21 protein-coding genes and 2 pseudogenes are annotated in these 25,273 nt (G+C 52.2%); 12 read left to right on the top strand and 11 right to left on the bottom strand.

The annotated features are described in order from the left end of the window. Positions 1 to 462: 462 nt before the first annotated feature. The gene (locus tag AO240_RS06395; protein WP_099235608.1) at positions 463 to 2,169 is read left to right on the top strand and encodes a hypothetical protein; all 1,707 of its coding nucleotides are present in this window, start codon (positions 463 to 465) and stop codon (positions 2,167 to 2,169) included. A gap of 168 nt (positions 2,170 to 2,337) precedes the next feature. Here the strand turns inward: AO240_RS06395 and AO240_RS06400 are convergent, their stop codons facing one another. Further along, on the bottom strand, positions 2,338 to 2,850 hold the full coding sequence (locus tag AO240_RS06400) for a hypothetical protein (protein WP_087673235.1): 513 nt from the start codon (positions 2,848 to 2,850) through the stop codon (positions 2,338 to 2,340). A gap of 281 nt (positions 2,851 to 3,131) precedes the next feature. On the opposite strand from AO240_RS06400, the gene AO240_RS06405 reads away from it, so the two are divergent. After that, a complete protein-coding gene (locus tag AO240_RS06405; RefSeq protein WP_099235609.1) occupies positions 3,132 to 3,809 on the top strand; it encodes a hypothetical protein in 678 nt (225 codons plus the stop codon). A gap of 12 nt (positions 3,810 to 3,821) precedes the next feature. On the opposite strand, the gene AO240_RS06410 is transcribed toward AO240_RS06405, so the two are convergent. Next, positions 3,822 to 4,613, bottom strand: a complete 792-nt coding sequence (locus AO240_RS06410; protein WP_087673240.1) for a competence protein CoiA — start codon at positions 4,611 to 4,613, stop codon at positions 3,822 to 3,824. A gap of 682 nt (positions 4,614 to 5,295) precedes the next feature. Between AO240_RS06410 and AO240_RS06415 the strand changes: the two genes are divergently transcribed. Continuing rightward, positions 5,296 to 7,002: a hypothetical protein gene (locus AO240_RS06415; RefSeq protein ID WP_099235610.1), complete on the top strand. Its 1,707-nt coding sequence runs from the start codon at positions 5,296 to 5,298 to the stop codon at positions 7,000 to 7,002. 215 nt (positions 7,003 to 7,217) lie between these two features. Next, positions 7,218 to 8,270, top strand: a complete 1,053-nt coding sequence (locus AO240_RS06420) for a phospholipase D family protein (RefSeq protein WP_099235611.1) — start codon at positions 7,218 to 7,220, stop codon at positions 8,268 to 8,270. A 205-nt stretch (positions 8,271 to 8,475) separates the two neighbouring features. Here AO240_RS06420 and AO240_RS28855 read toward each other — a convergent pair whose 3' ends face one another. The 3 genes from AO240_RS28855 to AO240_RS06430 all read right to left on the bottom strand — a co-directional run bounded on the left by AO240_RS28855 (position 8,476) and on the right by AO240_RS06430 (position 10,341). Next, positions 8,476 to 8,601 carry a hypothetical protein gene (locus AO240_RS28855; RefSeq protein WP_256585869.1) on the bottom strand — a complete coding sequence of 42 codons (126 nt, stop codon included), beginning with the start codon at positions 8,599 to 8,601 and terminating at the stop codon, positions 8,476 to 8,478. A 278-nt stretch (positions 8,602 to 8,879) separates the two neighbouring features. Continuing rightward, positions 8,880 to 9,836 (bottom strand): toll/interleukin-1 receptor domain-containing protein, encoded by a 957-nt coding sequence (locus AO240_RS06425; protein ID WP_099235612.1) that lies wholly within the window; start codon positions 9,834 to 9,836, stop codon positions 8,880 to 8,882. Positions 9,837 to 10,020: 184 nt separating this feature from the next. Next, positions 10,021 to 10,341: a hypothetical protein gene (locus tag AO240_RS06430; protein ID WP_024533389.1), complete on the bottom strand. Its 321-nt coding sequence runs from the start codon at positions 10,339 to 10,341 to the stop codon at positions 10,021 to 10,023. Positions 10,342 to 10,548: 207 nt separating this feature from the next. On the opposite strand from AO240_RS06430, the gene AO240_RS06435 reads away from it, so the two are divergent. The 7 genes and pseudogenes from AO240_RS06435 to AO240_RS06470 all read left to right on the top strand — a co-directional run bounded on the left by AO240_RS06435 (position 10,549) and on the right by AO240_RS06470 (position 17,321). Further along, the gene (locus AO240_RS06435) at positions 10,549 to 11,214 is read left to right on the top strand and encodes a hypothetical protein (RefSeq protein WP_017705733.1); all 666 of its coding nucleotides are present in this window, start codon (positions 10,549 to 10,551) and stop codon (positions 11,212 to 11,214) included. 410 nt (positions 11,215 to 11,624) lie between these two features. Further along, positions 11,625 to 11,960: a hypothetical protein gene (locus tag AO240_RS06440; RefSeq protein ID WP_017705732.1), complete on the top strand. Its 336-nt coding sequence runs from the start codon at positions 11,625 to 11,627 to the stop codon at positions 11,958 to 11,960. 128 nt (positions 11,961 to 12,088) lie between these two features. After that, complete coding sequence (locus tag AO240_RS06445) at positions 12,089 to 13,708, top strand: SIR2 family protein (RefSeq protein ID WP_177445790.1); 1,620 nt, start codon at positions 12,089 to 12,091, stop codon at positions 13,706 to 13,708. Between the two features lie 227 nt (positions 13,709 to 13,935). Beyond that, positions 13,936 to 14,799: a DUF4231 domain-containing protein gene (locus AO240_RS06450; RefSeq protein ID WP_099235613.1), complete on the top strand. Its 864-nt coding sequence runs from the start codon at positions 13,936 to 13,938 to the stop codon at positions 14,797 to 14,799. Between the two features lie 188 nt (positions 14,800 to 14,987). Further along, positions 14,988 to 15,320 carry a transposase gene (locus AO240_RS06460; RefSeq protein ID WP_256585870.1) on the top strand — a complete coding sequence of 111 codons (333 nt, stop codon included), beginning with the start codon at positions 14,988 to 14,990 and terminating at the stop codon, positions 15,318 to 15,320. Beyond that, the gene (tnpB, locus tag AO240_RS28860) at positions 15,317 to 15,652 is read left to right on the top strand and encodes an IS66 family insertion sequence element accessory protein TnpB (RefSeq protein ID WP_099235615.1); all 336 of its coding nucleotides are present in this window, start codon (positions 15,317 to 15,319) and stop codon (positions 15,650 to 15,652) included. The genes AO240_RS06460 and tnpB overlap by 4 nt, the downstream gene beginning before the upstream one ends. 81 nt (positions 15,653 to 15,733) lie before the next feature. Then, positions 15,734 to 17,321 (top strand): annotated as a pseudogene (locus AO240_RS06470) (IS66 family transposase). On the opposite strand, the gene AO240_RS06475 reads toward AO240_RS06470, so the two are convergent. Further along, positions 17,318 to 18,232 (bottom strand): LysR substrate-binding domain-containing protein, encoded by a 915-nt coding sequence (locus AO240_RS06475; RefSeq protein ID WP_099235684.1) that lies wholly within the window; start codon positions 18,230 to 18,232, stop codon positions 17,318 to 17,320. The pseudogene AO240_RS06470 and the gene AO240_RS06475 sit on opposite strands and share 4 nt — an antisense overlap. 92 nt (positions 18,233 to 18,324) lie before the next feature. Here AO240_RS06475 and AO240_RS06480 point away from each other — a divergent pair, with 92 nt between their 5' ends. Beyond that, a complete protein-coding gene (locus AO240_RS06480) occupies positions 18,325 to 19,275 on the top strand; it encodes a DMT family transporter (RefSeq protein WP_099235616.1) in 951 nt (316 codons plus the stop codon). A gap of 169 nt (positions 19,276 to 19,444) precedes the next feature. Here AO240_RS06480 and AO240_RS28865 read toward each other — a convergent pair whose 3' ends face one another. The 5 genes and pseudogenes from AO240_RS28865 to AO240_RS06505 form a co-directional block, all read right to left on the bottom strand. Next, on the bottom strand, positions 19,445 to 20,287 hold the full coding sequence (locus AO240_RS28865; RefSeq protein WP_017704641.1) for a hypothetical protein: 843 nt from the start codon (positions 20,285 to 20,287) through the stop codon (positions 19,445 to 19,447). A gap of 416 nt (positions 20,288 to 20,703) precedes the next feature. Beyond that, a complete protein-coding gene (locus AO240_RS06495) occupies positions 20,704 to 20,919 on the bottom strand; it encodes a phospholipase D family protein (protein ID WP_099235617.1) in 216 nt (71 codons plus the stop codon). Between the two features lie 14 nt (positions 20,920 to 20,933). Then, positions 20,934 to 21,437, bottom strand: coding sequence for a hypothetical protein (locus AO240_RS28295; RefSeq protein WP_136624496.1), 504 nt, complete (start codon positions 21,435 to 21,437; stop codon positions 20,934 to 20,936). Continuing rightward, complete coding sequence (locus AO240_RS06500) at positions 21,416 to 22,705, bottom strand: hypothetical protein (RefSeq protein WP_099235618.1); 1,290 nt, start codon at positions 22,703 to 22,705, stop codon at positions 21,416 to 21,418. Before AO240_RS06500 ends, AO240_RS28295 begins: the two co-directional genes overlap by 22 nt. A gap of 477 nt (positions 22,706 to 23,182) precedes the next feature. Then, positions 23,183 to 24,462, bottom strand: a pseudogene (locus AO240_RS06505) (tyrosine-type recombinase/integrase). Positions 24,463 to 25,273 lie beyond the last annotated feature (811 nt).

The raw sequence follows: 25,273 nt of genomic DNA on the forward strand, positions 1-25,273 counted from the left end.
TCATTGAAAGTGGCAGGATGATGACCGCCTGAGCGGCTTAATGCCACTATTTGTAACCAAATATAAGCCGAGAGCTTGAGATTGGCAGTTTCCCCGTCATAAGCGCGGGGAGTAGCGCTGAGCGCGCTGCTTTATCGGGATTCAAATTGGGTGGTGGCCGCCGTCAAACGCCATTTATACCTGGGCTGTGTTCCTCTGCCAAATACGGCGGGAACGAGCCTTGAAGCCGTCAATCAGCTAATCATACTAAGTACAAGACATTAACCCTTGGCCGCTTTCGTTTCAGAGCTGCCGCTCTGGAACGGCATATTTCGGGTAGCAGTCGGTTCATGTATCAAGAGGCTCCCGGGCGATTACCCAGCTTGAACAACTCACTGCCAATCTGGCAGTGTTGCTCAGCGCTCAGATGCGCGCCGCCCATTCTGGCTAGTAGGACGCAGACTCCTCACTTTAGGTACCACCATGCTTCAGGCTGCCACCGGAAAGCTGTTCACTGAGCTGCATAATCCTCAAGTCAACACGCTCCGAGGGGTCGTCTACACCAACCTCGATTTGAGCACTGTCGGCGCGATCAGCAGCGCAGTCGGAACGCTCAGCGCTTTTGACACTGTGACCACGCCACACGCCCTGTGCTACGAGCTGAACGAACACATCGAAGGGACGCCTGCGGCAGGTCTCATAGCTTCACGCATGATGGGCGCGTACATCGATGATTTTGCGGACGTCGCCTCGTTTGGATTCCAGGCGATTTTCAGTCCTGACGTCAGAATCGCCGAGCGATTGCTTCATCTGCGGACGCGCGTGGGGGAGTCGCACCCGAGTGAGCTGCTGCCCCGATTCTATGAGGCGTCGTTACGGGCAAACACTGATGAAGTGGAGGCATTTGGTGAGTTTACAGAGCAGCTGATGGGCCTGAAACGTACCAGCTACCAAAGCGTAATCAAGGCAATCAGATCATACGTCGCCGCGGTTCACAGGATGAGCGATGACCTCGATCTCGCCTACACGCTGCTGGTCATGAGTATCGAATCGTTAACCCAGGATTTTGATGGCTATCAGATCGTTTGGGAGGACATTCCGCCCGAAAAGCGTGGACCTGTCGACAGTGCTCTATTGAATCTCGAAGACGCAGACGCGCAGGCAGTGCGGCGTGCCATCCTTAAAACAGAGCATTTGAGGCTGGGGCACCGGTTTTCAAAATTCATTCAGGACTACCTGCCCGCGGATTATTTCTCCGTTCTGGCGAGCAAAGAAAAACATCCGATCGGTAAGCGTGAGCTGCAAGCTGCGCTCAAGAATCTCTATGGCACGCGTTCCGACTACGTTCACACGCTCAAGCCGTTGACGAAAGAGTTCCTCCATTTTTCAGGCCACGCGGAAACATATGCTGATCATGGCAAGCTAATGTTCACGTTCCAGGGCTTGTTCCGCTTGGTGCGCGCAGTAATCATGGAATTCGTCCACCGCGCCGAAAAAATCGCTCACGAGCCCTGTTCATACGAGTACGACAATCCAGGTGTACTGAGGATTTCAATGGAACCCTCTATGACCGCAGCAGAATTGACAGCGGAGACCTGTCCGCGATTTCTAGAAGGCTTAGTGACACTTCTTAGCAAAGCGTTGGCGGATTTTCCACATTGGCCATTGAAGAATTTGCGCCCTGTAGTAGAAGCCGGTTTTCGAATCAAGGATGGATTGAAGAAATCTCCGAAGAGCGCTCTCTTAGCATTTATCTACCTGAAACATTACTACCTCGGCGGTGAGCAAGGTGAGTCGTCACTGAAGGACAGTGATGTCGCGCTTCTCAACCAGCCCGGCCTTGAATCGCTGATTGCGCAGGCCATAGCGGGTTCCGATACAGAATGGCCGCCTTCTGAACATCTAAAGCAACTGAACAGATACTACGGTCAGTGCTTCAAGCCCACAGGTATCAAGGTGCCCTTGCTGGTCGAAGCCTGCATGGCTCTCGCACTGGTGGAGCGGTACCGAGCAGTAGGTCAATTCCAAGATGCACACGACGCTTTGGCCACCGCCGCAGAAGAATTCCCGCGGCTGCCTTGCATGAGAAAGGTTCAGATTGACCAAACAACCTCTATTCGTTGGCTTGACATCATCTATCCGAAACGTGCATCAGGAAACTTCGCGACACTGGAATGTCACGGTCTATAGAAGTTTGACTGGTTGGCTAGGTGTTGGGCGTTATCGGGCTGCCGCTCGCAAAGTATGTCAACTCGGTGGCTCCCCCGCGGAGAGATTTTGAACAGCCTGGGGGAGCGGTGGGAAAAGCGGCTTTAGAGACGAAACCAGAACCTTGCGTTCAAGGTTGAGTTAACGGTGTCACTCTTGCTTTTCAACTGAACCGGTCGCGATTTTCCGATGAATAGATATCTGGATCTGCTCGGCTTCAACACCGTAATGCCTTGCAATGGCATTTGATGCCTCTTCCATATCAAGACATGCCGGAATAGCCTCTGGGCGAGTAATTGTTGACTCATCAGCGATAGCTGTTTCTAAAGCCTCTTGTTGAGATAGATGCAGCCATCGGGTTTTCGTAGGGTCGGTAGTTATTTCGCGGCGCAGTCCGCTCACAACCTTAGAAAATGCCGACAACTCAGCGGTTCTTTTGCCTCCGCCGTCCATGCTCAATTGCCACGTTCCGATCTTCGCAACGGCATCCCAGCGGCCATCCAAAGAAAATGCCACATACCGACAGTTCGTCACTGCTTCAACTGACATCTGGTAGTCAGTGGGCAATTCAAATCCCCAGCCTTCAGTAACTGCATTGTATTGATGGTGCGTCAGGTGAAGCGCCAATCCAATACGTCCTTGTTCATCTTGCGACAACGCCATGGAATAGCTCCTGAGGAAAAACGGCAAGCCATCATAGCTAGAGTGGCGACTGAGATCACTCGGGCGAGTACTCCATTCCGAAAATTGGAGTGCGGACTTTGCCTGAGTGAAAAACTGGTTGCAAGGTCTCGATCGACAAGCAGAAGGCTATTGGTGACGGGCTCGAATCTTGTAGAGTAGCGCTTTGCCACCAATCATGGCAGCCCGATTAATTTCGTATTGGTAGAACCGGGATGAGTTCAGCGCCTCCGGGGCTGTCCACCACAACCTTGGACGTGATAATGAAAAGACTTCTGTTACTAGCCCCGATTTTGCTGGCCGCCTGCGGCGAAAGCGAAACCGTATCTGTAATTAAAACCCAGGTCATCAATCAGCTCGACCCGACGCGGACGCTAGGGAATGCACTCGATAAGCGTGAGAGGTGTTCGTCCATCAAGTGGGACGAAAGCACTGACGGGGCAGGAAGAAACGTCGTGACCTACACGTGCAAAATGAGAGCTGAAGGCTCGAATACTATTTTGCAAAGCAGTTTCGATAAAATGATCCACGACACGCGATCGGCGATTTCTACCTACAAGTATCAAAACGAGATGGCACTGAAAGCAATGCCATGCATCGCCGATGATCAGTACAGTGTACGAACGTGTGAGAGCATCAAAAACGGTAAGCTGCACGCAATCGCAGTCAGTGAGGACGGCATAAAAAAATATGAAGATCTCAAAGATAATGAAATAGACGAGGTAACGCAGATAATCTCATGGAGTGTTATAAAAAACACTCCGCCATCGGCAGTGATGCTTTCTGCAAAATACGTCGTAAAAATGGATGATGGTGCACTGCACGAATTGGCTCAAGGCCGCGAGACGCTTTCAGACGTATATATCAACAACGAAAGTCTCAATCCCGTCAAAAGTTTGGCCAGACAACTCGCGCCGCCAGTCTGCTTAAACTGTCTATGAATCCCATTCGTATCAAACGCTTAAAAGCTCTCTGACCAAGGTTTCTTTCGGCATGAGTTTCAAGCACATAATCGTGTCTTCCCAGGGACCATATGGACCAAGTTTGGCTACGATGTCATTCCCTAAGTCCAGATACGTAGGCTTAGAGGTTTGATACCAAACATCTCGGGGTCTCATCCAGAGGTACATATGATGCCCTCGGTAAGTCGCTGGGAAGTGCTCGGCGATTTCAGGTCCGAAGTGGAGCTGTTGCATGTTTGTGCCTTCCACTCGTTCCGAGCGCCGGAAGAACATAAGTGGGCCAAAGCCTGTGTCATTTCGACGTTGGTGGTCGCGCCACTCCGGGAGAGGGGATATGAATGAAAGGTCCGAGGCGAAAGGCGCGGCTGGATCCGGGAGCGGGTAGAAGATGTGTAGGTTTTTTCTAAATGGTTCTGCATCTACGATCCAAACCATTTTGCCGTAAAAAACTTCTCTACTGCGCATTTCTTCGGGTGACATGGCTGAATGTTGGAGTTCGATCACGAGGCCGCTAGGCAATTTGACGTCGGCGATGTGTTTCTCACCTATGATGTCGTGCTGCACGACTTCATGGTAATCCTCAGGAAAGGATCGCTTCCAGGCACGGTGCCACTCACCTTCATTTTCCCACCACGGATCACATACGCGCCTTCCTTTATGCGCCCAGTGCCAGACGTTGTGCTCTCCGCATTTGGCAGTCATTGCTGCGCCGCACGCTTGGCAACTCCCTTGCGCACCAGGCGAAGGGAGCATTCGGACGCCATCTACCAAAGCGATTTCCATATCAGTACGTCTCTTTAGTGCTCGAAGGTGCAAACTCAGTGTTTTAGATGAACTACGGTTCAACCAGCGCCACCTGCTGCCTCGGTGGGGTGACGGGTGTTTTCCTCCGTCACCAGCCCATGATTCCTAGCGTAGCTACTGCTTTAGATATGATCGGATAAGCACGTTTGAGATTGTCACTCTCCATCGCTCATTGCTCAGTCTTGCTTCAAATCGCTCCGTAACCGATAGCCCTTGGTCGTCAACTCGACACCTCGGTTCACACCAAGGTAGAAGTCTCCTGCCATCTCACCTCACTTATACTGAACTTTTCAGCTTGAGGTTTTGTGACGACTTTGAGCGGTGGTCGATCCGGCCCCTACAATCAAAATGCGCATTGGGTGACTCCTTAATGAAGCATGACTAGTTAGAATTGCAGAGTTAGGGTATATACCCGCATATCAGGAAAAGCTACACGAAATTCGGAAAAATCAAAACGGGGGAAAGAGGGGCAACGTGTTGGGTAGCGAGCCATGAACGGTGTGAACGGAAAATGTTTCTATCCATTGATGGGGTCTGGGAGGGAGGACAATGTCGCGCAACAGATCTACGACTTATGGCTATGAGCCAGTAATTTAGCTTTTAGACAGCCAGCGAAGCGGATAGGATGATGTCCATTTGATATCAGGGAAGATCAGATCATATGGCCTGGCTACCAAGCAAAGCATCTATAGCGTCTATGAAGGACGCCTTATCCGAAGCGACGAACCGGGTCAGCGAGTCTGTAGCGTCCTTTGATATCAAGGATGCTGCGCAGAGCGTGAAGAACAGCGCCGTTAGCGCTGCCGGAAAGACGAAAGAGACTTCCATCACCGCCTACGGTTTCACCAAGGAAAAAACGGTCGGAGCTTACGTCGCCGTTTCGGATGGTGTGCGTAACATCGATTATGAAGAGCTGCGACGAGCTGAGTTCTACAAAGATACATTTACTCAATACAAGGACCTGGGCACGGCTAAAGTGGCTGCTTCCTTTCGCTCTACTTTCGAGATAGAGAAAACAACACTGGAGATGGTAGAGGGAATCCGCAAAGGCCTACCCGTGCCCGCCAAATCCATTGACGATATCTTTGACCAATGCAAGAGTGAAGCTATTCGCCGCACTATCGCATCGTTCGCCTTGGGCGATGTCATGCGTGACGTCGACAATCATAGCGCTTCAAAATACGAAAATCTGTCGGACTCCTATAAAGCATTCTCGGGGCGCACCGGTGCAGCGATGTTCGATGATCCGAACTTTGCAGCAATGAAGAATACGCGTTACGCAGCCCGTGAGACATGGACGTCTGAGGGATACCACAAGCTTGATAACGGGTATCACAAGGACCAGCAACTGGATCCCTGGGGCGCAGATATTGAGCATGTGATCGCCCGCAAGGATTACTACGAAGATCTACTGCTGCGCGCAGGCACTACGGATGATCAGTTCTTCAGCATCATCAACTCTAAGGAAAACTTAGTATTTGCTGATGACTCGCTAAATCGCTCGCTCCAGGACAAGAATATTTATAAATACCTCGAACAAAACGGTACCCCGCGAGCCGACGATGCTGACCTGATTGATGTGACCATACAGAAAACCGGCGAGGTCGTTACGGTACGTAAATCCGATATTGATGAGGCCTTTAACAGGGCGCAGGCCAACCGGAACGATCACCGTTGGGATGCAGCAGTAGAAATTGGATCGACGTTAGCGTTGACTGGGGTAACCATGGCTGCTCAGCAAATCGTGGGCCTGATCGTGCTAGAAACCGTGGATATCTTTATTGATGAGATCCGCAACTTAACCGTCAACGGACGAATTCTTAATGAAGACGGCTGGCTACAGAACTCAAAGGATGCCACTGCACGTATCCAACGACGTCTAAGTGAACGGTTTGAAGAGAAGCAGATATGGGCGCGCGCACGAGCTGTCGGCCTGGAGGCTGGCGTCGCAGGGGCTCTTAGTGTCATCCCACAGATACTCATTTCGTTGATCATCAAGATGCCCGCCTTCGTACTAGCACTAGTGCGTGAATGCACGCTGAGCCTGGTGCGCTGCATTCGTATCATGCTGAGCAAAGATGACGCTAAGCTCGACGCAATAATGGTAGTGCTCGCGGGGACTGCCTCGGCAATCGTCGGCGTTTATGTTGGGCGGGTGATCAGTAACGCAATGGCCGGTGTGCCGCTGTTGAACAAATTTAACTCACAGATCACCAGCGTGTTAACAGGGGTTCTGGTTACCGCCGTACCTCTGACTGCCATTTACACGTTTGATCAGAACAAAAACAAGTTCACTTTCGTCACGTCTCGCCTTGGTAGGTCTGCTGATGGGCCGCCAGGTGAAGCTCATGAACCCGTTGCATCATAATCGGCTGGCAGGAGAATTGCCGCTCATTAGCTGCTTGCGTGTGGGTTGAGCGCAGCGGGTACTATCGCTATAGATTCGCTGGCCAACAAACTTCACGCCTTCGCAACCATGTACCTTCCGGCTCCGCCGAAATTGACCAGAGGGTTGGGCTTCACTTCGCAACCTTTGGTTTTTGGTCCGAGTTCCATCGATAGATTTGAGAAGAGGGATCCCGGATGTTTGTGGCACCTGCTGACTATAAAGACCAGTTGAAAAGCTTGATCGCCGAAGAACAAAACTTGGATTTCGCCGTCGCTTTCTGGGGAGACGGAGCGGAAAATTTGATTCCGCTGGATTCTGCTCGCTCTGTTCGCATCATCTGCAACCTGAGAACCGGCGGAACCAATCCCGCTGTCGTTCGATACTTTTTGTCAAAGATAAAGGACGGTAACTCTTCGCTTCAGATCAAACATTCGAGCCACCTGCATGCCAAAGTTGTCGTTGGTCAAAACCAGGCCCTGATTGGCTCGGCAAACATGTCTACGAATGGCTTAGGCCTTGAGGACGGAGGGTTAGCGCGTTGGATGGAGGCAGGTATCCATACTCGTCATTCTCAAGAGGTGGCGTCGGCACACGAGTGGTTTATTTCCTTATGGGAGTCTGAAGACGTCTCGACAATCGAAGATGAAGATCTCCTAGCTGCTCAGATTGCCTGGGATCGCAAGCAGAATGCTCGACCACCATTGGATGGCGACCCTAGGGCTCCATTTACGATGGGTCGGTTCAGCGTTGATGAACTCAAAGGTAGACCTGCTTACGTCACCATTTATCGCAAATGGCTATCGAGGGAGGCGAAAGCGGCGCAGGAGGCAGAAGAAGAGTCGGCGAAGTCAGCGATGAAGGACGCAGGCAAAATCCGGTGGTGGGCTTATGAGTGTTGGGACGGCCTCCCCCAAGCGCCAGCTGAGATGATCGGAATCTACTGGGGAACAAGAGGGAAGCTTTTAGTTGAAGGTGTGTGCAGGCTCCTAGAAAGCGATAGCGTTCCCTTTACCTACGACAATGGAGATGAGGGCTGGATCGAATTGGCAGCTCCGAAAAAGCAGCTGTTGGGTCGGCCATTCGACATTAAGGATGCCAAAGCGCTACAGGCCGAGCTTAGCGATTTCATTGATGTGTTGTGGCATACGGCTGTAAAAACTGAAAACGGGGAGTATGCATGCGTGATCCACCTGGCTGAGACGGTTAGAGTTTGGGGAGAGTGGAGAGCAGCATATGAGGCTTCTTGATAGAATCTCGATCCGATAAAACTTGAATAGCCGATGGCTTTATAGAATTAGAAAGCTAGAAAAACTCACTAGCATCGAATTCAAGTCCTGCTTCCTTAATATACCGAGGCAGTTCTACCGCTGAATAGATCAGCCCGCTGGTGCGGATCCCATGCGTACGAAATTTTCGTCGGGCGCTCACGCAAAGAGTTCCCGGTCGAGAATTTTACGCGGGTCTGTGTAGGCCATCTCGCCAGTTCATAGCGAGGAGGGTCATACCATCGCCGCGATAGAGCTTGAGCGTGAAGGGCGCATTAGCGTTGCCGGCGACGATCTGGAGTTCTTCAGACATGTTTCATTCCTTTCGAAACGATGTGGGTGAATGCCTGGTTTTGTGCTGCCTGAGGGGTACGGACGTGGACGATAGATAGCGTAGTCGGTGACATCCCAGTAAGCGAAGCTACAGCTTAGTCAGAGGTGGCCCCTTTGCGAGGTTTTTTAGAGCGTATCACCGAACCCCGGAGGCGGGGCCAGCGTATGTGAAGCAATATCAGCAGCTTTCTTGGTTTTGCGCTGGAGAAACGGGCAGGCAAAAGGCCGCAGGCACATAGCGCGCGTTGCCCCCATACTTTATCGCTGCAACGGCGCGATGAGCATCGCCCAGAGAGCTTCAGCGGCACCTTCTTGAGTGAGCTTCGATGAGCGTGATCCGGACATATTCAACATCTGAGTGATGTACAGGGCCTGGTCATCGTGTTCTACGGTCAGCATTTCGTTGAAGCCGTGCCCCAGCGACGCTCGATTTGAATAGGTGATAGCGTTATTGCCCAGCATCCCGCCCATACCAATTAAACACTCACTAGACTTCTTACCACCGCTGTAGATGGTGCAAGTGAAGGTGTTCGCGTCGATAGTTCGAAATACGCCTTCAATTCCGGGATTTCTCGCTTGCAGCTCGGTTAGCGATCCTTCAAAAAAACGTGAGATAAACTCGAGAGTCTCGTGGCGGAACTGATCAACCTCACGCTCAGTAAACGACTTTTTAAGCCTCAGATTGCTGGATCTCGGCGGACTGATTTTGATGTTTGAAGAGGCCGTTGAAATAGGCTGATTCGAGGGGGCTGCTCTCGCTGGCGCCAATGATGAAGCATTAATCTCGTTAACAACATTGCGGATCTGCTTGGCAACATCCGTGAAAGCTTCGTCAAAATTCGGCCAGGTCGTGATGGCTTTGCCATCGCGTGGGGTTGCAAGCAAGCCACCCAGAGGCGTCGATTCCCAGTCGCACGGTTTGACGATGACAGGGATGACGCGAGCCTCACCTGCTCGGTGCCTCTCCAGCGCACGCCCCATCTCGATTGAATAGCAGTATTTGGAGTTCAGAAAGTTCGCGGTGACTAGTAGTAGGATGACGTCGGCGTCATTTATCTGCTGATCGATTTCGGTGCCAAATTCGCTGCCAGCTAATAGTCGACGGTCATGCCAGGATTCAATTTTTTCTTCATGCCGCAGAGAGGCAAGGTGTGCCTCCAATTGATCGCGATACAGCTCATCGTGGTGACTGTAAGAGAAGAATACTTTGGCCATACTGGCTCCCTGAGCGACGTCTTGGTGTGCAGATTTGTTGCCGAGTTTATCTCAAGCAGGATTTTGAAAAGTAGGTCATGTCAGACGCGGCATTGAGTAGATCGTCTGCGGTTTCAGAATGACGAATTCCGAAGAAGCAAGGAGGGATCATTCACCTTGTTCTCTCCGCACAGTGCTTTTGGGCTCATTCATCGAGCTTAACGTCCAGACGCTTAAGCCTTGATGCCAATGTCGTAGATTTGAGCCCTAATAGCTCGGCTGCGCCACCTTTCACGAACAATTTTCCGGCTGTGGCCTTGAGGGCAGACTGAACATTACTGCGCTCCAACTCCCTGATCTGTGCGTCAGTCAAAATCGCATTTGAGGCTGATGGAAGTTGAGTGCTTTGGGCAGGCAATTTCGATTCATCTGTCAAATCCAGGTTTAGGTCTGGACCATTGGAGGTTACCAGGGCTCGCTCAATGATGTTCTGGAACGTCGCGTATGTTGCGGCCAATAGTAGCATGCAGTATCTCAATAGCCGGTACGCAGGGGCTACGCTTGTTCCTTCTGAGCAACGCTGGAGACATCCAGGTTGTCGCCCACGCCATTTAGGGCGTCACGTTCGAGGTGTCATTAAACAGGCTGTTGATATCTACGACAGTGATTTGTCATTCCGACGAGGAACCGTATAGTCCTCAGCTTTGATCATAATACACCGAAGGAACAGGTGATGCCGCTCAACTCGCTTCAAGTGAAAAAATTAAGTGACGCAGTCAATGACTACTCGTTTCCGACGGCCCATTTTGACTTCTTAGCCCAAACCCCAATTATCGGCCTTTCTATGGCCCAGTTGGAGACTCGCATTCGGGAACAGCTGCTCAGCTCATCACTGGTAGATGTGAAAGATGGCCTGTCGAATATTTTGTATTGGGGATTTACGCAAATGGGAGGGCTGGCTGTAGTTCGAGTGGAGCGCTTCCGGTCTGCTGTCAAAGATGCACAGCTTGAACAGGCATCGGCTTTGTTTGCAAAGCACCGGCGCCCACCGCTTTACGACATCGGACGTCTGAAGCTACCGCAGTTTTCGAAGGTCTCATTTGCAAGCAAGATTCGCATGTATCTTGATCCTATCCGCTCGGCGACACTGGACAGGCAAATCATGCAAATGCATCGGGTTCACAAAGACACCGTGTTAAGTGAAATTAAAGAGGACTTGACCAGCATTCCCACGACCACTGTGAATTCGAATGCTTATGAGGTTTGGTGCGAGCGTCTCGGTCAAATCGCCCAAGCGTATTTACCTTCCGCACGAGTCGTTGACATCGAGCGTGGGCTCTTTCAGATGATTCAATCGGGGGATGTGGCAGGGGCCGCTGGTATTCTGAAAAACGCCTAGAGGGCGAAGCTAGCATTCGGGTTAGTCAGCCTTGGCTGCCTCAAATAGGTAGAAGCTATTAATCGAATTGTGGTTCCCTGCTAAGAAGGTATATCAACTTTAATGACATTGGCCCTCTGACGAGGGAAGCGGCCAGAGGATAGCGAGGGTACCCGAGAGTACTAGCGTTGAACTGATTCCAGACGCTTTGCTGAACGCTTCCGAGATATTCGCCTTTTGACAAATGGAGTGATAATAGCTCCCGTAATTTTTCTGGTTGAAATATGATGTCATTTCTCTGCGAAACGAAAGCGTCGATGCAAAGTCCTGAGTGGAAAAATATTATGTGTCCGTCTCGCTCTGCCAACTCGGACGTTGACTGTCTTCGTCAACGTTGGGGATTTCAAAACTTAGTGATAGGGTAAACATAAATGGCAGAGTTGAGTGAGGAGGAGATGCGCAAGGCGCTATTTGGCCTGTCGAAACAAGACCAGTCAGAGCCTTCAGTGACAACATCTCCTTGCGCGTCGCAGCCTGAGATTGAGCTTCAATCTCGGCCTCCTAGTCCACCCGCATCGAAGCCTCTGTCGACTAAACTGCGAGTAACGCTGCACGTAACAAGAGAATTCGAAGGAGAAGTAGAGGTCTTAGTTTTTGATGCAAACACGCTCAGTACTCTAACTGCTGAGCAGGAAGCCAAAGCTGAGGCGAAGAAGCAGAAGTTTAGATATTTCGATGTGATCTCAGTTCTGCCCATTGAGTTCTGATGGTCCATGCAGGCGGGCACGGTTGAGTTCGCACAGTTTTATCCAAACTAAAACGGTTTGACGGAGCGCGGAAATTCTACTCCGCGCACGACTTTTTGTTTATTCAAATATTCACTGGGGGCGCAAGGATGGCAACGAAGTACCTACAGTTTTTCCCGAAACCGGTTTTGGATGATCTTGTCTCCGGCCGCTGGTTGCCCATCGTAGGCGCGGGGATGTCTTTGAATGCGCACGTTCCCTCTGGAGCGCGTCCCCCGCTTTGGGGTGAGCTTGGAAAGATTCTAGAGTCCGATCTCGCGGACTTCAGTTCTACGGGGCCGCTTGATGCAATTTCTGCCTACGAGCACGAATTTGGCCGGGCACGACTCATGGATCGGTTATCGCAGATATTACTTCTTCACGAAGCGCAGCCGGGTGAGGCCCATCGCAGCTTTTGCTCTATACCTTTCGATATTGTTTGCACCACCAATTTTGATTTCCTTTTAGAGCATCAGTATCGATTGGAGCCTAGGGTCGTATATCCCATTTTGGAGGAAGAGCAGCTGTCGCTTAACGCATCCAAGGCTGGGACCGCTCTTCTGAAACTGCACGGCGACCTACATCACCCCAATAGGATGGTGGTCACTGAATCTGACTACGACGGATTCTTGGCAAACTACCCACTTTTCGCTACATACCTCTCGAATCTGCTGATCACAAAAACAGCTGTTCTGATCGGCTACAGTCTGGATGACCCGGACTTTCGCCAGATGTGGCACGTTGTGTCTCAGCGCTTGGGGCGCATGCGCAGAATGGCTTACACGATCGTCGTAGGAGCCAAACCGTCCGATGTTGCAAGGTTCGAGCGGCGTGGCGTTAAGGTGATAAATCTTCCGGGGACTAGGGAGCGTTACGGTGCAGTGTTAGCCGATGCATTTGCCGAGCTGCGAGAGCTTGTCATGGAGAAGGTGATCAGCGTCAGCAAAGTCACAGAAGAAAAGCCGCTTAGAGAGCTTTCGCTGCCCAGAAGCGCAGCAACACGGCTCTGCTTTTTTTCTGTCCAGCTGGACTTGTTACCTTTTTACCGTGAGCGTGTCTTTCCTGCGGTGGAAGCAATCGGGCTTGTGCCTGTTACTGCGGATGACGTAGTGGCTCCCGGTGACAACATCAGCGCAAAAATCGAAGCGCTGATTGATCGCTCAGCAGTTATGGTTATAGAGTTGTCATCGTCATGGACCTTTGCCGAGCTGCGGATGGCGCTGGCGCGCAAGAGCAAGGACTCCAAACCATTCGAACTCATCTTGGTTGTCAAAGATTACCAACAGATTCCAGCAGACGCTGCGGAATTGCAGGTACTGCATCGACAAGAGTCATGGCTAGGCGATTCGGATGAATTTGTAGATCAGTTGGTCCAGAGTTTGCGACGCATCGCTCCAGAAGGAGAGCATTCTAGAGGGTCAGAGGCGCGAAGATTATTGGAGGCTAAGGAGTATAGAGCGGCGGTAATTGCGGCGATGACTCACTTGGAAGCGATGCTGAGGGAGCGAATGCAAAAAAGTGCATGGTCCGATGTTCGAAGGCCCATGAGTTTGAGGCATTTGGTCGATCAGGCTGCGGAGCAAGGGCTTATTCCTATCAGTTCAAAACCTGAAATCACGAACTGGGCCCATATAAGAAACGATGTCGTCCATACCCAAGCGGAGGTCACGCCGAAGAAGGCCAAAGCGATCGTGACAGGGGTGGAGAGAATAATTCAGGAGCGCGAGTAGCTAATCACCAAGTGAAGTGTCAACCCCACCAAGTGACAGTCCGTAAGCGGGCCGATGCACCAATTCACAGAAAACTCGGGCACGTCTGGAGTGCCCGAGGGCCGTATAGGCGACGAAATATCATTTCTGAATTTTAGAGTGCCTATCGAACTTATTTCCAACGAAGCCAGCTGATGACTAGGTTTAAAATCCCGGAACAAAAGGGCAGGTAATTAAGGAGTAGCGTCGTGCAGGAAAAAGACTTTCCAGCGTTGTATCAATCTACAGACCAGCTATCGAAGGAGCGCCAGGGAGATTTTTTCCGTGCTTTGGGTGCAAATCTTTTTCTCTTGGTTTGTGCAGCCTCGCTTTCCGTGATCAATTTCCCTCATTGGTCCATGGCGGTATTGCAAGTACTTACGCTACTCGGCGCGCTGGGATGCTCGGTTTTCCTTGCAACTCAACGTCCTGAAATATTCTGGTATGCGGGTCGGGCTGTCGCAGAATCGATCAAAACTTTGGCCTGGAGGTACGTTTCCAAAGCCGAACCGTTTGACGATGAAGATGAAGCTGCGAAGGAAATGTTTAGACGGAAAATTAAGGCCGTTTTTGACCAGAATCGAGATATGGCTAGCGTCCTGACCTCACACTTGGACAGCCCTCAGATCAGCGAGAAAATGACTCAGCTTCGCTCGCAGAGCCTGGAAGAGAGGAGGGCGGCGTACTTTGAGCATCGCATCGAAGATCAGCTCGCTTGGTACAAAGCAAAGGCGACGTCCAATGCCAGCGCAGCCAAGTGGTTCTTTAGGTTGTTGATCACTGTGAACGTCGTCGCGATCATATTAGCCCTCGTCAGAATTGCCTTCTCGACCGCCCCTTACTGGCCAACTGACGTGATGGTGGCCGCCGCAGCGAGTTTGCTCAGTTGGATGCAAGCGAAAAGGTACACCGAACTGTCTGCGTCCTACGCCTTGACCGCCTTTGAGATTCAGTTTGTCCGAGAACAATCTCAGGTAGAGATGACCGAACAAACGTTTTCCTCATTCGTGGGGGACGCCGAAAACGCCTTCTCCAGAGAGCATACGCAATGGGTTGCGCGCAAAGATAATTGACGAGTTGGCTGTGGCCTGTAGGTCAGCGTCACAGCCCGACTTTACCCACGCAGAGGTTTGTTCAGCTACATCGGGGCTCTTGGTCGTATGCGTCCGGCCAAGTCATCTACCCAGCCCTTCGAAGTCAGGACATGGTGTGCACTTAAATTTAGGTGGACACCAGTTCTAGCTTTTTAAGCGGGTATTTCATGCAGCCACAACGCCGTTCCTACTCCAAGTCCTTCAAGGCCCAAGTCATTCAAGAGTGTGCCCAGCCCGGCGCTTCAATCGCCAGCGTGGCCCTCAGCCACAGCCTCAACGCAAACCTCGTCCATAAATGGATTCGGGTACAAGCGCAGAAAAACACGGCGCCGCAACCTGCGTTTATTCCGTTACCCATGCCGCTGGCCGGGGCAAACTCCCATCCAGCATCATCGAATATCTGCGTTGAAATACAGCACCCGCGCGGCAACATCAAAGTGAACTGGCCAACTGAAAGTGCTGCCGCCTGTGCGACTTTTATTCGAGACCTTTTGCTGTGATTCGCATCGACTCCATCTGGCTCGCCACCGAACCGATGGACATGCGAGCTGGCACCGAGACCGCATTGGCCAAAGTGATAGCGGTGTTCGGTGCGGCGAAGCCGCACTGTGCTTATTTGTTCGCCAACCGCCGCGCCACTCGGATGAAAGTTCTGGTGCATGACGGGTTGGGTATCTGGCTGGCGGCGCGCCGCCTGCACCAAGGCAAGTTCTTCTGGCCGGGTTCTCGACACGGCTCACAGATGGAATTGGGCGCCGAACAGCTGCATGCCCTGGTGCTGGGTTTGCCTTGGCAGCGAGTCGGGCCAAGCGGCGAGATTTCCATCATGTGATGTCCGGCACGACCAACCAGGCCTTGCAATTGTCCGATGAGCCTATCTTCGGTTTTTGCCTGTTCTGGCAAAATCGGCGGCATGACTTCGCTTCCTAATCTCGACTACTTAAACCCTGAACAACTACGCGCTCTGGCGGCGCAGTTGATGCAGTGTGTCGAGAATCTCGATCAAAAAGTCGAGACGATGGGTAAGCAAATCCACCATCACAAAACGGTCAACGAAAAACTGACCCACGAGATCGCGCAGCTCAAGCGCTTCAAGTTTGCCAAGCGCAGCGAGCAATTAAGCCCGGATCAAGCCAGTCTGCTCGATGACCTGATCGAGACCGATATCGCAGCCATCGAAGCCGAGCTTGAGGCGCTGCAAACTGCGCCGGTTTCGACCGAGACTCGGCAAAAACCTAAACGCACCGCGTTGCCGCCGCAGTTTCCGCGCACCCTGATCCACCACGAACCCGACAACAGCCACTGCCAATGTGGCTGCGCCCTCAAGCGTATCGGCGAGGATGTCAGCGAGAAACTCGACTACACGCCAGGCGTGTTCACCGTCGAGCGTCACATCCGTGGCAAGTGGGTCTGCGGTCAGTGCGAAACGCTGATCCAGGCACCGGTTCCGGCGCAGGCCATCGACAAAGGTATCCCAACCGCCGGCCTGCTGGCCCATGTCATGATTGCGAAGTTCGCCGACCATTTACCGCTCTATCGTCAGGAGTCGATTTTTGGTCGGGCCGGTTTGGCAATCGCCCGCTCGACCCTGGCGCAATGGGTCTGGCAACTGTGGTGTGCAGTTGCAGCCGCTGGTCGATGCCCTGCGCGATGCTGTTCTCGAACATGGAGTGATCCATGCCGATGAAACGCCGGTGCAGATGCTTACGCCGGGCGCAAAGAAAACCCATCGCGCCTATGTCTGGGCTTACGCCACCAGCCAGTTCTCTGACTTGGCGGCGGTCGTTTACGACTTCAGCCCCAGCCGCGCCGGAGAGCACGCACGTAACTTCCTGCAAGGCTGGAAGGGCAATCTGGTATGCGACGACTTTGGTGGCTACAAGGCCAGCTTCGAACTCGGCGTGGCCGAAATCGGCTGCATGGCCCATGCGCGCCGCAAGTTCTTCGAATTACACGCCACCAACAAGAGCCAGCTCGCCGAACAGGCCTTACGCTACATCCAGCTGCTTTACGAAATCGAGAGCGAAGTCCGCGACCTTGAACCGGATTTACGCCGCCGAATACGGCAAGAAAAAGCTGTTCCGGTGATGGATGCTCTGCATGCCTGGATGATCGCCCAGCGCCAGATCGTGCACGACGGCTCGGCTATCAGCAGAGCCCTCGATTACAGCCTGAAACGCTGGGCAGCGCTGTCGCGCTACCTCGATGACGGGGCTGTACCCATTGATAATAATTGGGCAGAGAACCAGATCCGACCGTGGGCGTTGGGTCGCAAAAACTGGCTCTTTGCAGGTTCGCTGCGCAGCGGCAAACGGGCGGCGGCGATCATGAGCTTGATCCAGTCGGCGCGGCTCAACGGGCATGATCCGTATGCTTATTTGAAGGACGTCCTCACGCGCCTGCCGACGCAGCGCGCGAGTGATATTGCGCAGCTGTTGCCGCATAGGTGGCAACCTATAATCGAATCAGTCGCGTTTCGACCAGAGAACTCGTGCGCCTAATCTATCGCTTCTAACAGTTCAATCTTGAGCCACTCTATCAGGGAGTTGGTTTCTCTTCGCTCGGTAATAACAGGCCGTTTAAAAACAGATATCGCATGCGGTAAAACTACGCTTTCCGCGCAAGGCTTTGTCAATTCTCCGCTTTCAACCAATCTCCCGGCAGTTCGAGCCCAGCCGACGGCAATACCATGTCCTTCCACTGCGGCTTGAAGCATCATCGGGTAACTGTCGAAATAACGATTTTTGGTGCGGCCATCTAGAGTGATGCCGAACTCGGCTAGCCAACTGTCCCACTCCATCAAATGAGGAGGCGTAGCCCGGTGGTGCAAGAGTGTGTGGTGTGCCAAATCTGTGACTTTCAATGCCTCCCCTTGTTTATTGAGATAATCGGGACTGCATACGGGGAACACTTCGTCAGAGGCCGTGAATAACAGATGATTCAATCCGCTTGCTCGACCAGTGCTCTGGAGAGCAACGTCAAAATGACCACCGAACTCCGTCAACGGTTGGGTAGTGGTAACGACTTGAATCTCGATATCCGGATGGTGTTGGTGGAAGCGAGAAAGGCGCGGCATTAGCCAGTAAAACGCTTCACAAAGCTGGGAGAGCAATACGACCTGATGCCTGCGAGCCGCGCCTCGCAAGCTTTCAGCGACTGAACTTATTTGGTTTAACGCGGCATTCACGACAAGCCCAAGCTGCCGTCCTTCTGGCGTTAAAAAGACCGCACGATTGCGCCTGTCGAAGAGTGCTACACCAAGATCCTCCTCAAGCCCACGAATCTGACGGCTCACTGCTGCTTGAGTGATGTGAAGTTCGTCAGCAGCTCGTGAAAAGCTTTCCAAACGGGCGGCCGCTTCAAAAGGCAACAAGCTAGCGAGTGGAGGAAGTGACTTGCCGAGTAAATTCATAACCATGGATTATGCATTGAGGGCTGAGAACTCGTTTGTAGCATACATACGGGAACGTTCAAACTTGCGATTACTCAGCCTTGGTGTCGACTATGAACACATCAGCCCATCCTTTTGCCCTCGGCGTATTTTTTGCGGTATTCGCAACATTATGCTGGGGTTCAAATTTTATCGTTCCGTATGTCACTGGGAACTACAGCATATTTGACTTTCTGGCCGTTAAATTCATGATCGTTGGAGTAATCGGTGCCGTTTGGATGATCGTCGACCGCACCAATGTTCGAGAGTTGACACTTCCTATGCGGACGGTGGCGCTGACGCTTGGAGCCATAGGCTATCTAGGGTACAGCGTCTGCATTGCATGCGGTGTTAAGATCAGCGGCCCCGTCCTGACGCCGGCATTCATCGCAGTGGTGCCAGTGATGCTGGCTCTGCTTGGAAATGCGCAAAACAAGATATTGGCGTGGCGAAAACTGGCATTGCCTTTATCCATGCTGGTTTTCGGCCTGCTGCTCATCAATATTATGGCGAACGACACCCCACTCGCCTCGCAAGGGGCCGCCGTGTTCGGGGTGTTTTTTTCTGTTTGTGCTGTGGCGTTTTGGTTAGCGTTCAGTGTGCTGAACCAAAAAGGCCTGAGCAAAATCCCAGCACATTCAACAAGCGCGTGGACAGGACTCATGATGGTCGGGAGCGCGCTGGGCATGCTTCTGGTGATGCCTTTGGGATATGCGTTTAACCTTTTTGAAATGCCCTCTCAAGGCGCTAGCTTTGCCACCGCTGGAGGCCTTTACGTGTGGGCATTTCTAATTGCAATCTTGTCGTCCGTATTGGGGGCATGGGCGTGGAACAAAGCGTCTCGGTATTTACCAATGGTGCTTTCGGGGCAACTAATTGCTCTCGAATCTCTTTTCGCGACCCTATTTGGATTGCTTTTTGAACAACGTTTACCAACGCAGTATGAAGCCCTAGGTATGACAGCGGTGTTGGCAGGCGCAGTGCTGGCCATCCGAATGCTCTTCGCATCTCACGAGATGGGGTGAGATAAGCTATCGGCGTCTTAAGCCAATCGCGGGCATACGACACCAAAAGTGTTAGACGCCCAATTGGTGGGAGCTACCGTCCCCAGTACCTGTCCTGAGTTGTATTGGGCGTGCGCTACCTTGGTTATGCGGGGGTGAGTAGATGACTTGGCCGGACGGATACTCTTGGTCAGCCTCCGCGCAAAGTCCGTATTCTGGCGAGCAGCTGAGCCTCTAACGTAGCCAGGCCTTCATTGTTCGGGTGGTAATGCAGATACCGAAGGTGAGCGAGGTCGAAAGGGATATCAGCCTGGTTTTGCGTGATCAGGATTACCTCTTTGCCCCAAGCGTGCGCTAAGCCAATCTCGTAAAACACGTTAGCGTTTCGGCCTGTGCAGTCGCATACCACGATTGCAGAGCGATCAATCAGTGCAACAACGTCCTCCATAACTGTCTGATGGTCCCAGATATCATCGGCCCGGTCACATCTCATGCCTGCCGACCCCGCGGCCCGCTGTATGGCTGCAAGCACTAAGGCAGAGTTCGCAAATGGCATCATTACAGATAGCTGGTCATTTACGAGTGTCGCTGTCTCCGGTAACTGGAAGATCCTCGGATGACGACGAGAACCTCTCAACTCGGTCAGCATGAATCTGAAAAGATCGACATCCTTCACCGCCCAATGTGTGCGCGAAAATTCGTAGTCATTGATGCCGAGCCTAGAGCGCAAGCGATAGATTTCTGCGATAGGGATCGGAGGGACATTCGCGTCGTAGATGTAATCTAAAAGCACCTGACCTCGAGCCCCGTCTCGAATACTCATAATGGTGCCAACCCTTGCAAACTCTTCCCCGTCCCCCCGCATTTCATCCATAAAAAGGGTCGGCATTGCGGTTAGAGCGGCGATGTTAAGTGCCCCGTCAACTCTCATTTTGGTTACCAGCGGAGGGGTCGTGTACTCCAGAATTCTTCCGTGACTGAAAGTGTCGTGATTGTCCGCCCAGCCACCGGCGTTAACCAATAAATTGAACATGAAACCGCACTCCTTAGCTCGATATCCCGTGACTGTGCATTTCACAACGCTACAAATCCCGCCGGAATGCACATCATATCGTGTCGGTACATCCCGGTCTCACCAACTTTTCCCTAGATTTTTACATCTTACTGAGTTGGCTTTTCGCCAAAAGAATTACCACCAGTGAAGTAGGATGCGCCCCCATAAGGAACCCGGCTATAGAGCCGGGCAAGTGGGGAGCAGAGCAACGATTGAAACAGGAATTTCGGGTCGTACCTAAGAAGTACTTTAGGCCGCTCGATTCTGGATCAGGCGATCGGAACCACCTTCAGCCAAGCGGCGCTCAGATCAGACGATCTGCGCCACCCTCAGCCAAGCGTCGCTCAACCAGATGGTCTGCACCGCCTTCGGCTGGCGGAATCTCACCATCTGGTTCAAGGTTTGTATCGCGCTACGAGGTGCTCGAGATAATCGTTGAACATTTTATGCTGCACGTCTCCGACGGTTCCGTGGTGAACCGTTGACAACTCATCATTGTGAACAAGGCCTCCCTCGGTGATATTGGCTGAGCCAACGATCGCCGCGTAGCGCGTGTCAGACTCGAAGTAGTAGAGCTTCGTATGCAGCCGAAATTTCTTGGGGACCACCACGTGCCTTAGGGTACTCAATGTCGCGAGGGCGGGTATACACGACCGGGCGGTACTCTCGAATTCGTAAAAATTGTGATCGCTGTTCCACGTCCAAGTGCTGCGGCTAAATGTTCAACGAGGAGATCCACACCGCACTGTTTGATCCATCCAGAACAAATGACAATTTTGTCCGCATTGTTGATTAGATCGGTGACGACAGAAAGATGGTTCCGTCCCCAATGGTTTGAAATGACTTCCACGTGTTGGCCCTGCAACAGAAATAGGGGCGAGTCTACACAGTGGTATGGGTTGCTGCTGCGCGAGTGATAAGGCTTCTGTCGGTCCACCGGGTTGATGAACGCCTCGATCATCCCGGCGCTCAGGTCGTGATTGCGCATGGCTGCCACGGATTTTTGGCGAGTGCTGAGGCGAGATAGAATGCAAATCGATATCCATTTTTCCAGAGCATTCAGGAATTGGTTTTCTTTGCCCGTTCCTGCGTTGGAGTCGGTCCGGTTTAAATTTTTGGGGGATTCCAAGCTTCGAAATGCTTGAGCGCATCCAAGTCGCCGATCAGCTCCATCGCTTTAGCCAGGCGATCCAGCACAGCTTGCCGTTCTTGTGTTTCGAGGCGCTGCGCGCTTTGCACAATGTCTTCGAAGAAAGCCTGAATACTGTTCACTTTCGCCCACGTTTGAATCACCGTTTCAAGCCGATCTCTGCTGTCTTGAATCACCTTGAGCCGACGCTTCTCATCCTCCTTGCGTCGCCACTCTTCCATCTGTAATTGGTGTCGCTGTCGCTCCTGCTCGCTCCGTATTCGCTCGATCTCCACCTTGCCCGCGAGAATCGGAGCCTCGGCTAGCAAAGACGTCACGATGCCGGGAATTTTGCTGGCCAAGTCGCCAGGCTTGTTCTCAGTCCATCGCTGAATCCACTCCACACTGTGGTACGGGGAATACACCTGCAAGCACAATCTGCTACTTGGCATATCGGCGCTCATCATCCATCTATCAGGGTAATCGGAGCGTCTTTTACTTACTGGAAGCGCTGTCAGGCGGACGTATTTCTTCTCGGGGCGCTTCACGTGGACGTATTCACTGATCTCATAAATGGACAGACCGAACACAACAGTGCCGACGTAGACGACCGTGGGACGTTGAGGTCGCCACACGGCAGGGTGCACGTACCTGTTTGATGCCACCTCTCGATGATCCACTGACTCACGGCCCATGTGAGTAGCAGGGTCAGAAAGCGCGACCGCCAGACCCTTTTTCATCAGGGCCAGAAACAATTGATTGGCGAAGTCCACGGCTTGATTTACGCCTGAGCGGCTAACAATTAGATCTGCCATCGAACGTTTTGAAGGCCGCAGATAACCTTCATCAGTCTCCTGGGCTTTTTTAAAATACTCTTCAACGTCCACCAGTAACGGATGCCGGCGAGGGAGCACCGCCATGCGATCGGGCGATCTCGTACGAATTTTTGCCGGGCTTTTAGGGGGTGTGCGGGAGATTTGCTCGGGCGCGCCGTTCCGGCTCCAGGAGAGGAGCGCGCCTGGCTGGACCTCCGGCAGCGGAGGAGTGGCTTTACGCTTTCCCGCGGCTACCTTCGCCCAATACCCAACGGCAGGACGGGGAATGTTCAGATGGGTGAATACGCGCGCCAAGTAGCTTGAGGACACCCCATAACGTTCCGCGATTTTGGTCATCGGCGTTGACCAAGCCTGCTCGTAGAGTGACTCCCTGGTGACGGTGTCCTCGGGCGACGCACCGATGACGGCTGGAATGTTCGGAGTGTCTTCCATGCATGAGTGCTTATGAGTAGGTGGCAGGCAGATTCTTCTTTCAAACAGCCTAGCTCATGAATTGTGACGCTTATGGAGGAAAGCACGAGCGCAGCGTTGTCATGTCTTGGCGTAATCAATGCAAAGACGGCCAAGGGTAACTGCCAGCGCCCTGATCTGAGCGGTGCGGTGCGCAACTGCACATCGCTCATATTAGTTATCAACCGAGGCGATTCCAGCTAGGGCGTTGGAAAAATGAACGGTTGTGGGACGTCGGTGCGGAGCATCGCTGAGTGAAGTATTCAGCCACTGCGGCGCAAAACGGCTGAAATAATTTTAAAGTAGCTTGCGGGGATTAAGCGCCAGTAAATCTTAATTCGACTTAATAGTACACCACATGTACCATTAACTTGGCGTGGTCGGTGCCTATCCACAACTACGGTTCCATTGGAACCCAGAACAAGAAAACAACGTTGCCGGTGCCAAGTCATCAACCCACTATTTAAACTTAAGGTGTTTGACCGAGTGCGCGCGCTGCTCGTCGAGCGAGTTGTAATAGGTGTTTTGCGTGGTGCTCAGACTGTTATGGCGCAGGTCCGCCTGCAAATCCTTCATGTCGCGAAAGGGTGCATCAAAAGTTGCCGACGTGTGTCGCAACCAATGCAACGATGCAGAGCGCAGGTTATCGATTTCATCGTCGCTGCGACCTTCTGCGGTCATTTTCAGCAAGGCGCGATCAAACACCTGCTGGAGTAACAAGCGTAGGTGTCGACCTGAAAGGCCACCCCGGCCGCTTAACGTGGTCAGTAGGGGATAGGTCTCATGCGGTGAGGGCAGGGCACTTAGCCCCAAGTGTCTTCGATAGCGACTCAAATAAGTGTACACGTAGTCATCGCGCACGCTGATTTTGGCCGACTTGTTGCCTTTGCCCACTACATGAAACCACCAGTTGCCCATGCTATCTCGCCGAAAATCACGCATGGTTGGTTCCCAGTTGTCGCGACCGACCAGATCAGAAACGCGTAAGTACATGGCAAACAAAGTCGTGAGTACAAACAGCGTGCGTTCATGGTCGGGGTCTTCTTCGGCCATTTCCTCCGCGGTTTCGATTACATAATCCCACTGGAGGTGGGAGAGGGCGCGGCCGGACACCTCCTGGTATGGCGTTGCTTGTAGACCGCCTTTTGTTTGATCGCGCGAAATGGGTTGGCTTCGGTGAGGCCTTCGTCCATGGCGTATTGATAGAAGCTGCCACAGACGGCAAAGACTTGGGCCACGGACCCTTGGGCCATCTTGTAACGATTCTCTGACGGCGAGGGCTCCGGAAGGTGTTTGTCACGTTTGGGCGCCGTCTGGCTGAAAGGACGCCACACCGCGTTGAGTTAGTAAGTGTCGGCACTGCTTTTGCGCTGGCCACCGACCCGGAGGAAGCGCGACTTGACCATCGGTCCAATCCAAGCCGCCGTCGGCTGCAAGCAGAATTCCATAAACGCCTCGGCGTCACTGCGGCGTAATTCCAGGAAAGGCTTCCGGGCCATCAGCAGTGACCAAAGCAACAAACGTTCCACGTGCGTGCGGTAGGAATTGAAGGTCGCCTCATTGCCGGCATACGATTTGAGGAAACCGCGCGCAGCGATATAGCCCTGATGAGCCTCCAGCTCCTCGGGAAAGCTTGCCAAGTAATCCCGAGCCAGAGGTAATTCTTCACTCATCTGGTGAAAGTTCAACTCCAAAAAGCGTCGGTAGCTTTCAAACAATGGTTGCGGTGACGAAGGCATGGGACGTCCTGCATGAAATTGGAACTTGCGGGAATGAAATATACGGGTCTGGACATTATCGGATATCTGAAAGGGCTAGCTGCGCCTGCAACGACATAACTCAACTAAACAGTCATTTAGTTGAGTTAGCCACCAAAATGACTTTCATTCGATGGATGAATCCTAGCGCCAGCGCTTTTTAAAAGCAAGGTACGACGTCCAACAGAAATGTAGGTATATATAGGGCCGAACCGCCTAAATTAACGAAGGCCGATCCGTAACTGAAAGAACTAGCCTCATCAGTTAGGTGGTGAAAAACCTTTTCCAAAAAAAGAACTTTTTATGGGTCTGTCCGGTGTTTAAATGCGCCTCTGTTTTGGCTTGTGGCCAAGTGTAGCCGGGGTTAGCGTCTAATTAAGTGGGCTTCGGGGTGATTAAATAACTAAAACTGGTCCTTTGTTCGGAGGTTAAACCGGGTAACTCTCAACTATTTCAGGTTTGTTCGGTAATTAAAAATTTACATATTGCGCTCTGTAAGCCTTGCTGATTGGTAGTCTTTCGTTGAGATTCTATAAAATCTGTATATCTGCCTGGGCAAAAGATGTGGTTTTGTTCGGTGAATCGAAAATATCGGACTGTAGAAAAGTATTTATCAGCCACGTGTTGACAGGTGATGCCTCATAGACGCAAATTTTCGTCGCGTTTCCGGCTTATCTGGAGAGATCAAGATGCCCCCGTCACAGTAGTTCGGTGATTTAAAACTTCTCGATAGATCCATAGCTTTTTCCGCCACTTACCTATTTTTAGTAGTACAGAACTGGCACGGCCCTTG

Source organism: Pseudomonas sp. ICMP 460 (genome assembly GCF_002723595.1).
GTDB lineage: Bacteria > Pseudomonadota > Gammaproteobacteria > Pseudomonadales > Pseudomonadaceae > Aquipseudomonas > Aquipseudomonas kitaguniensis.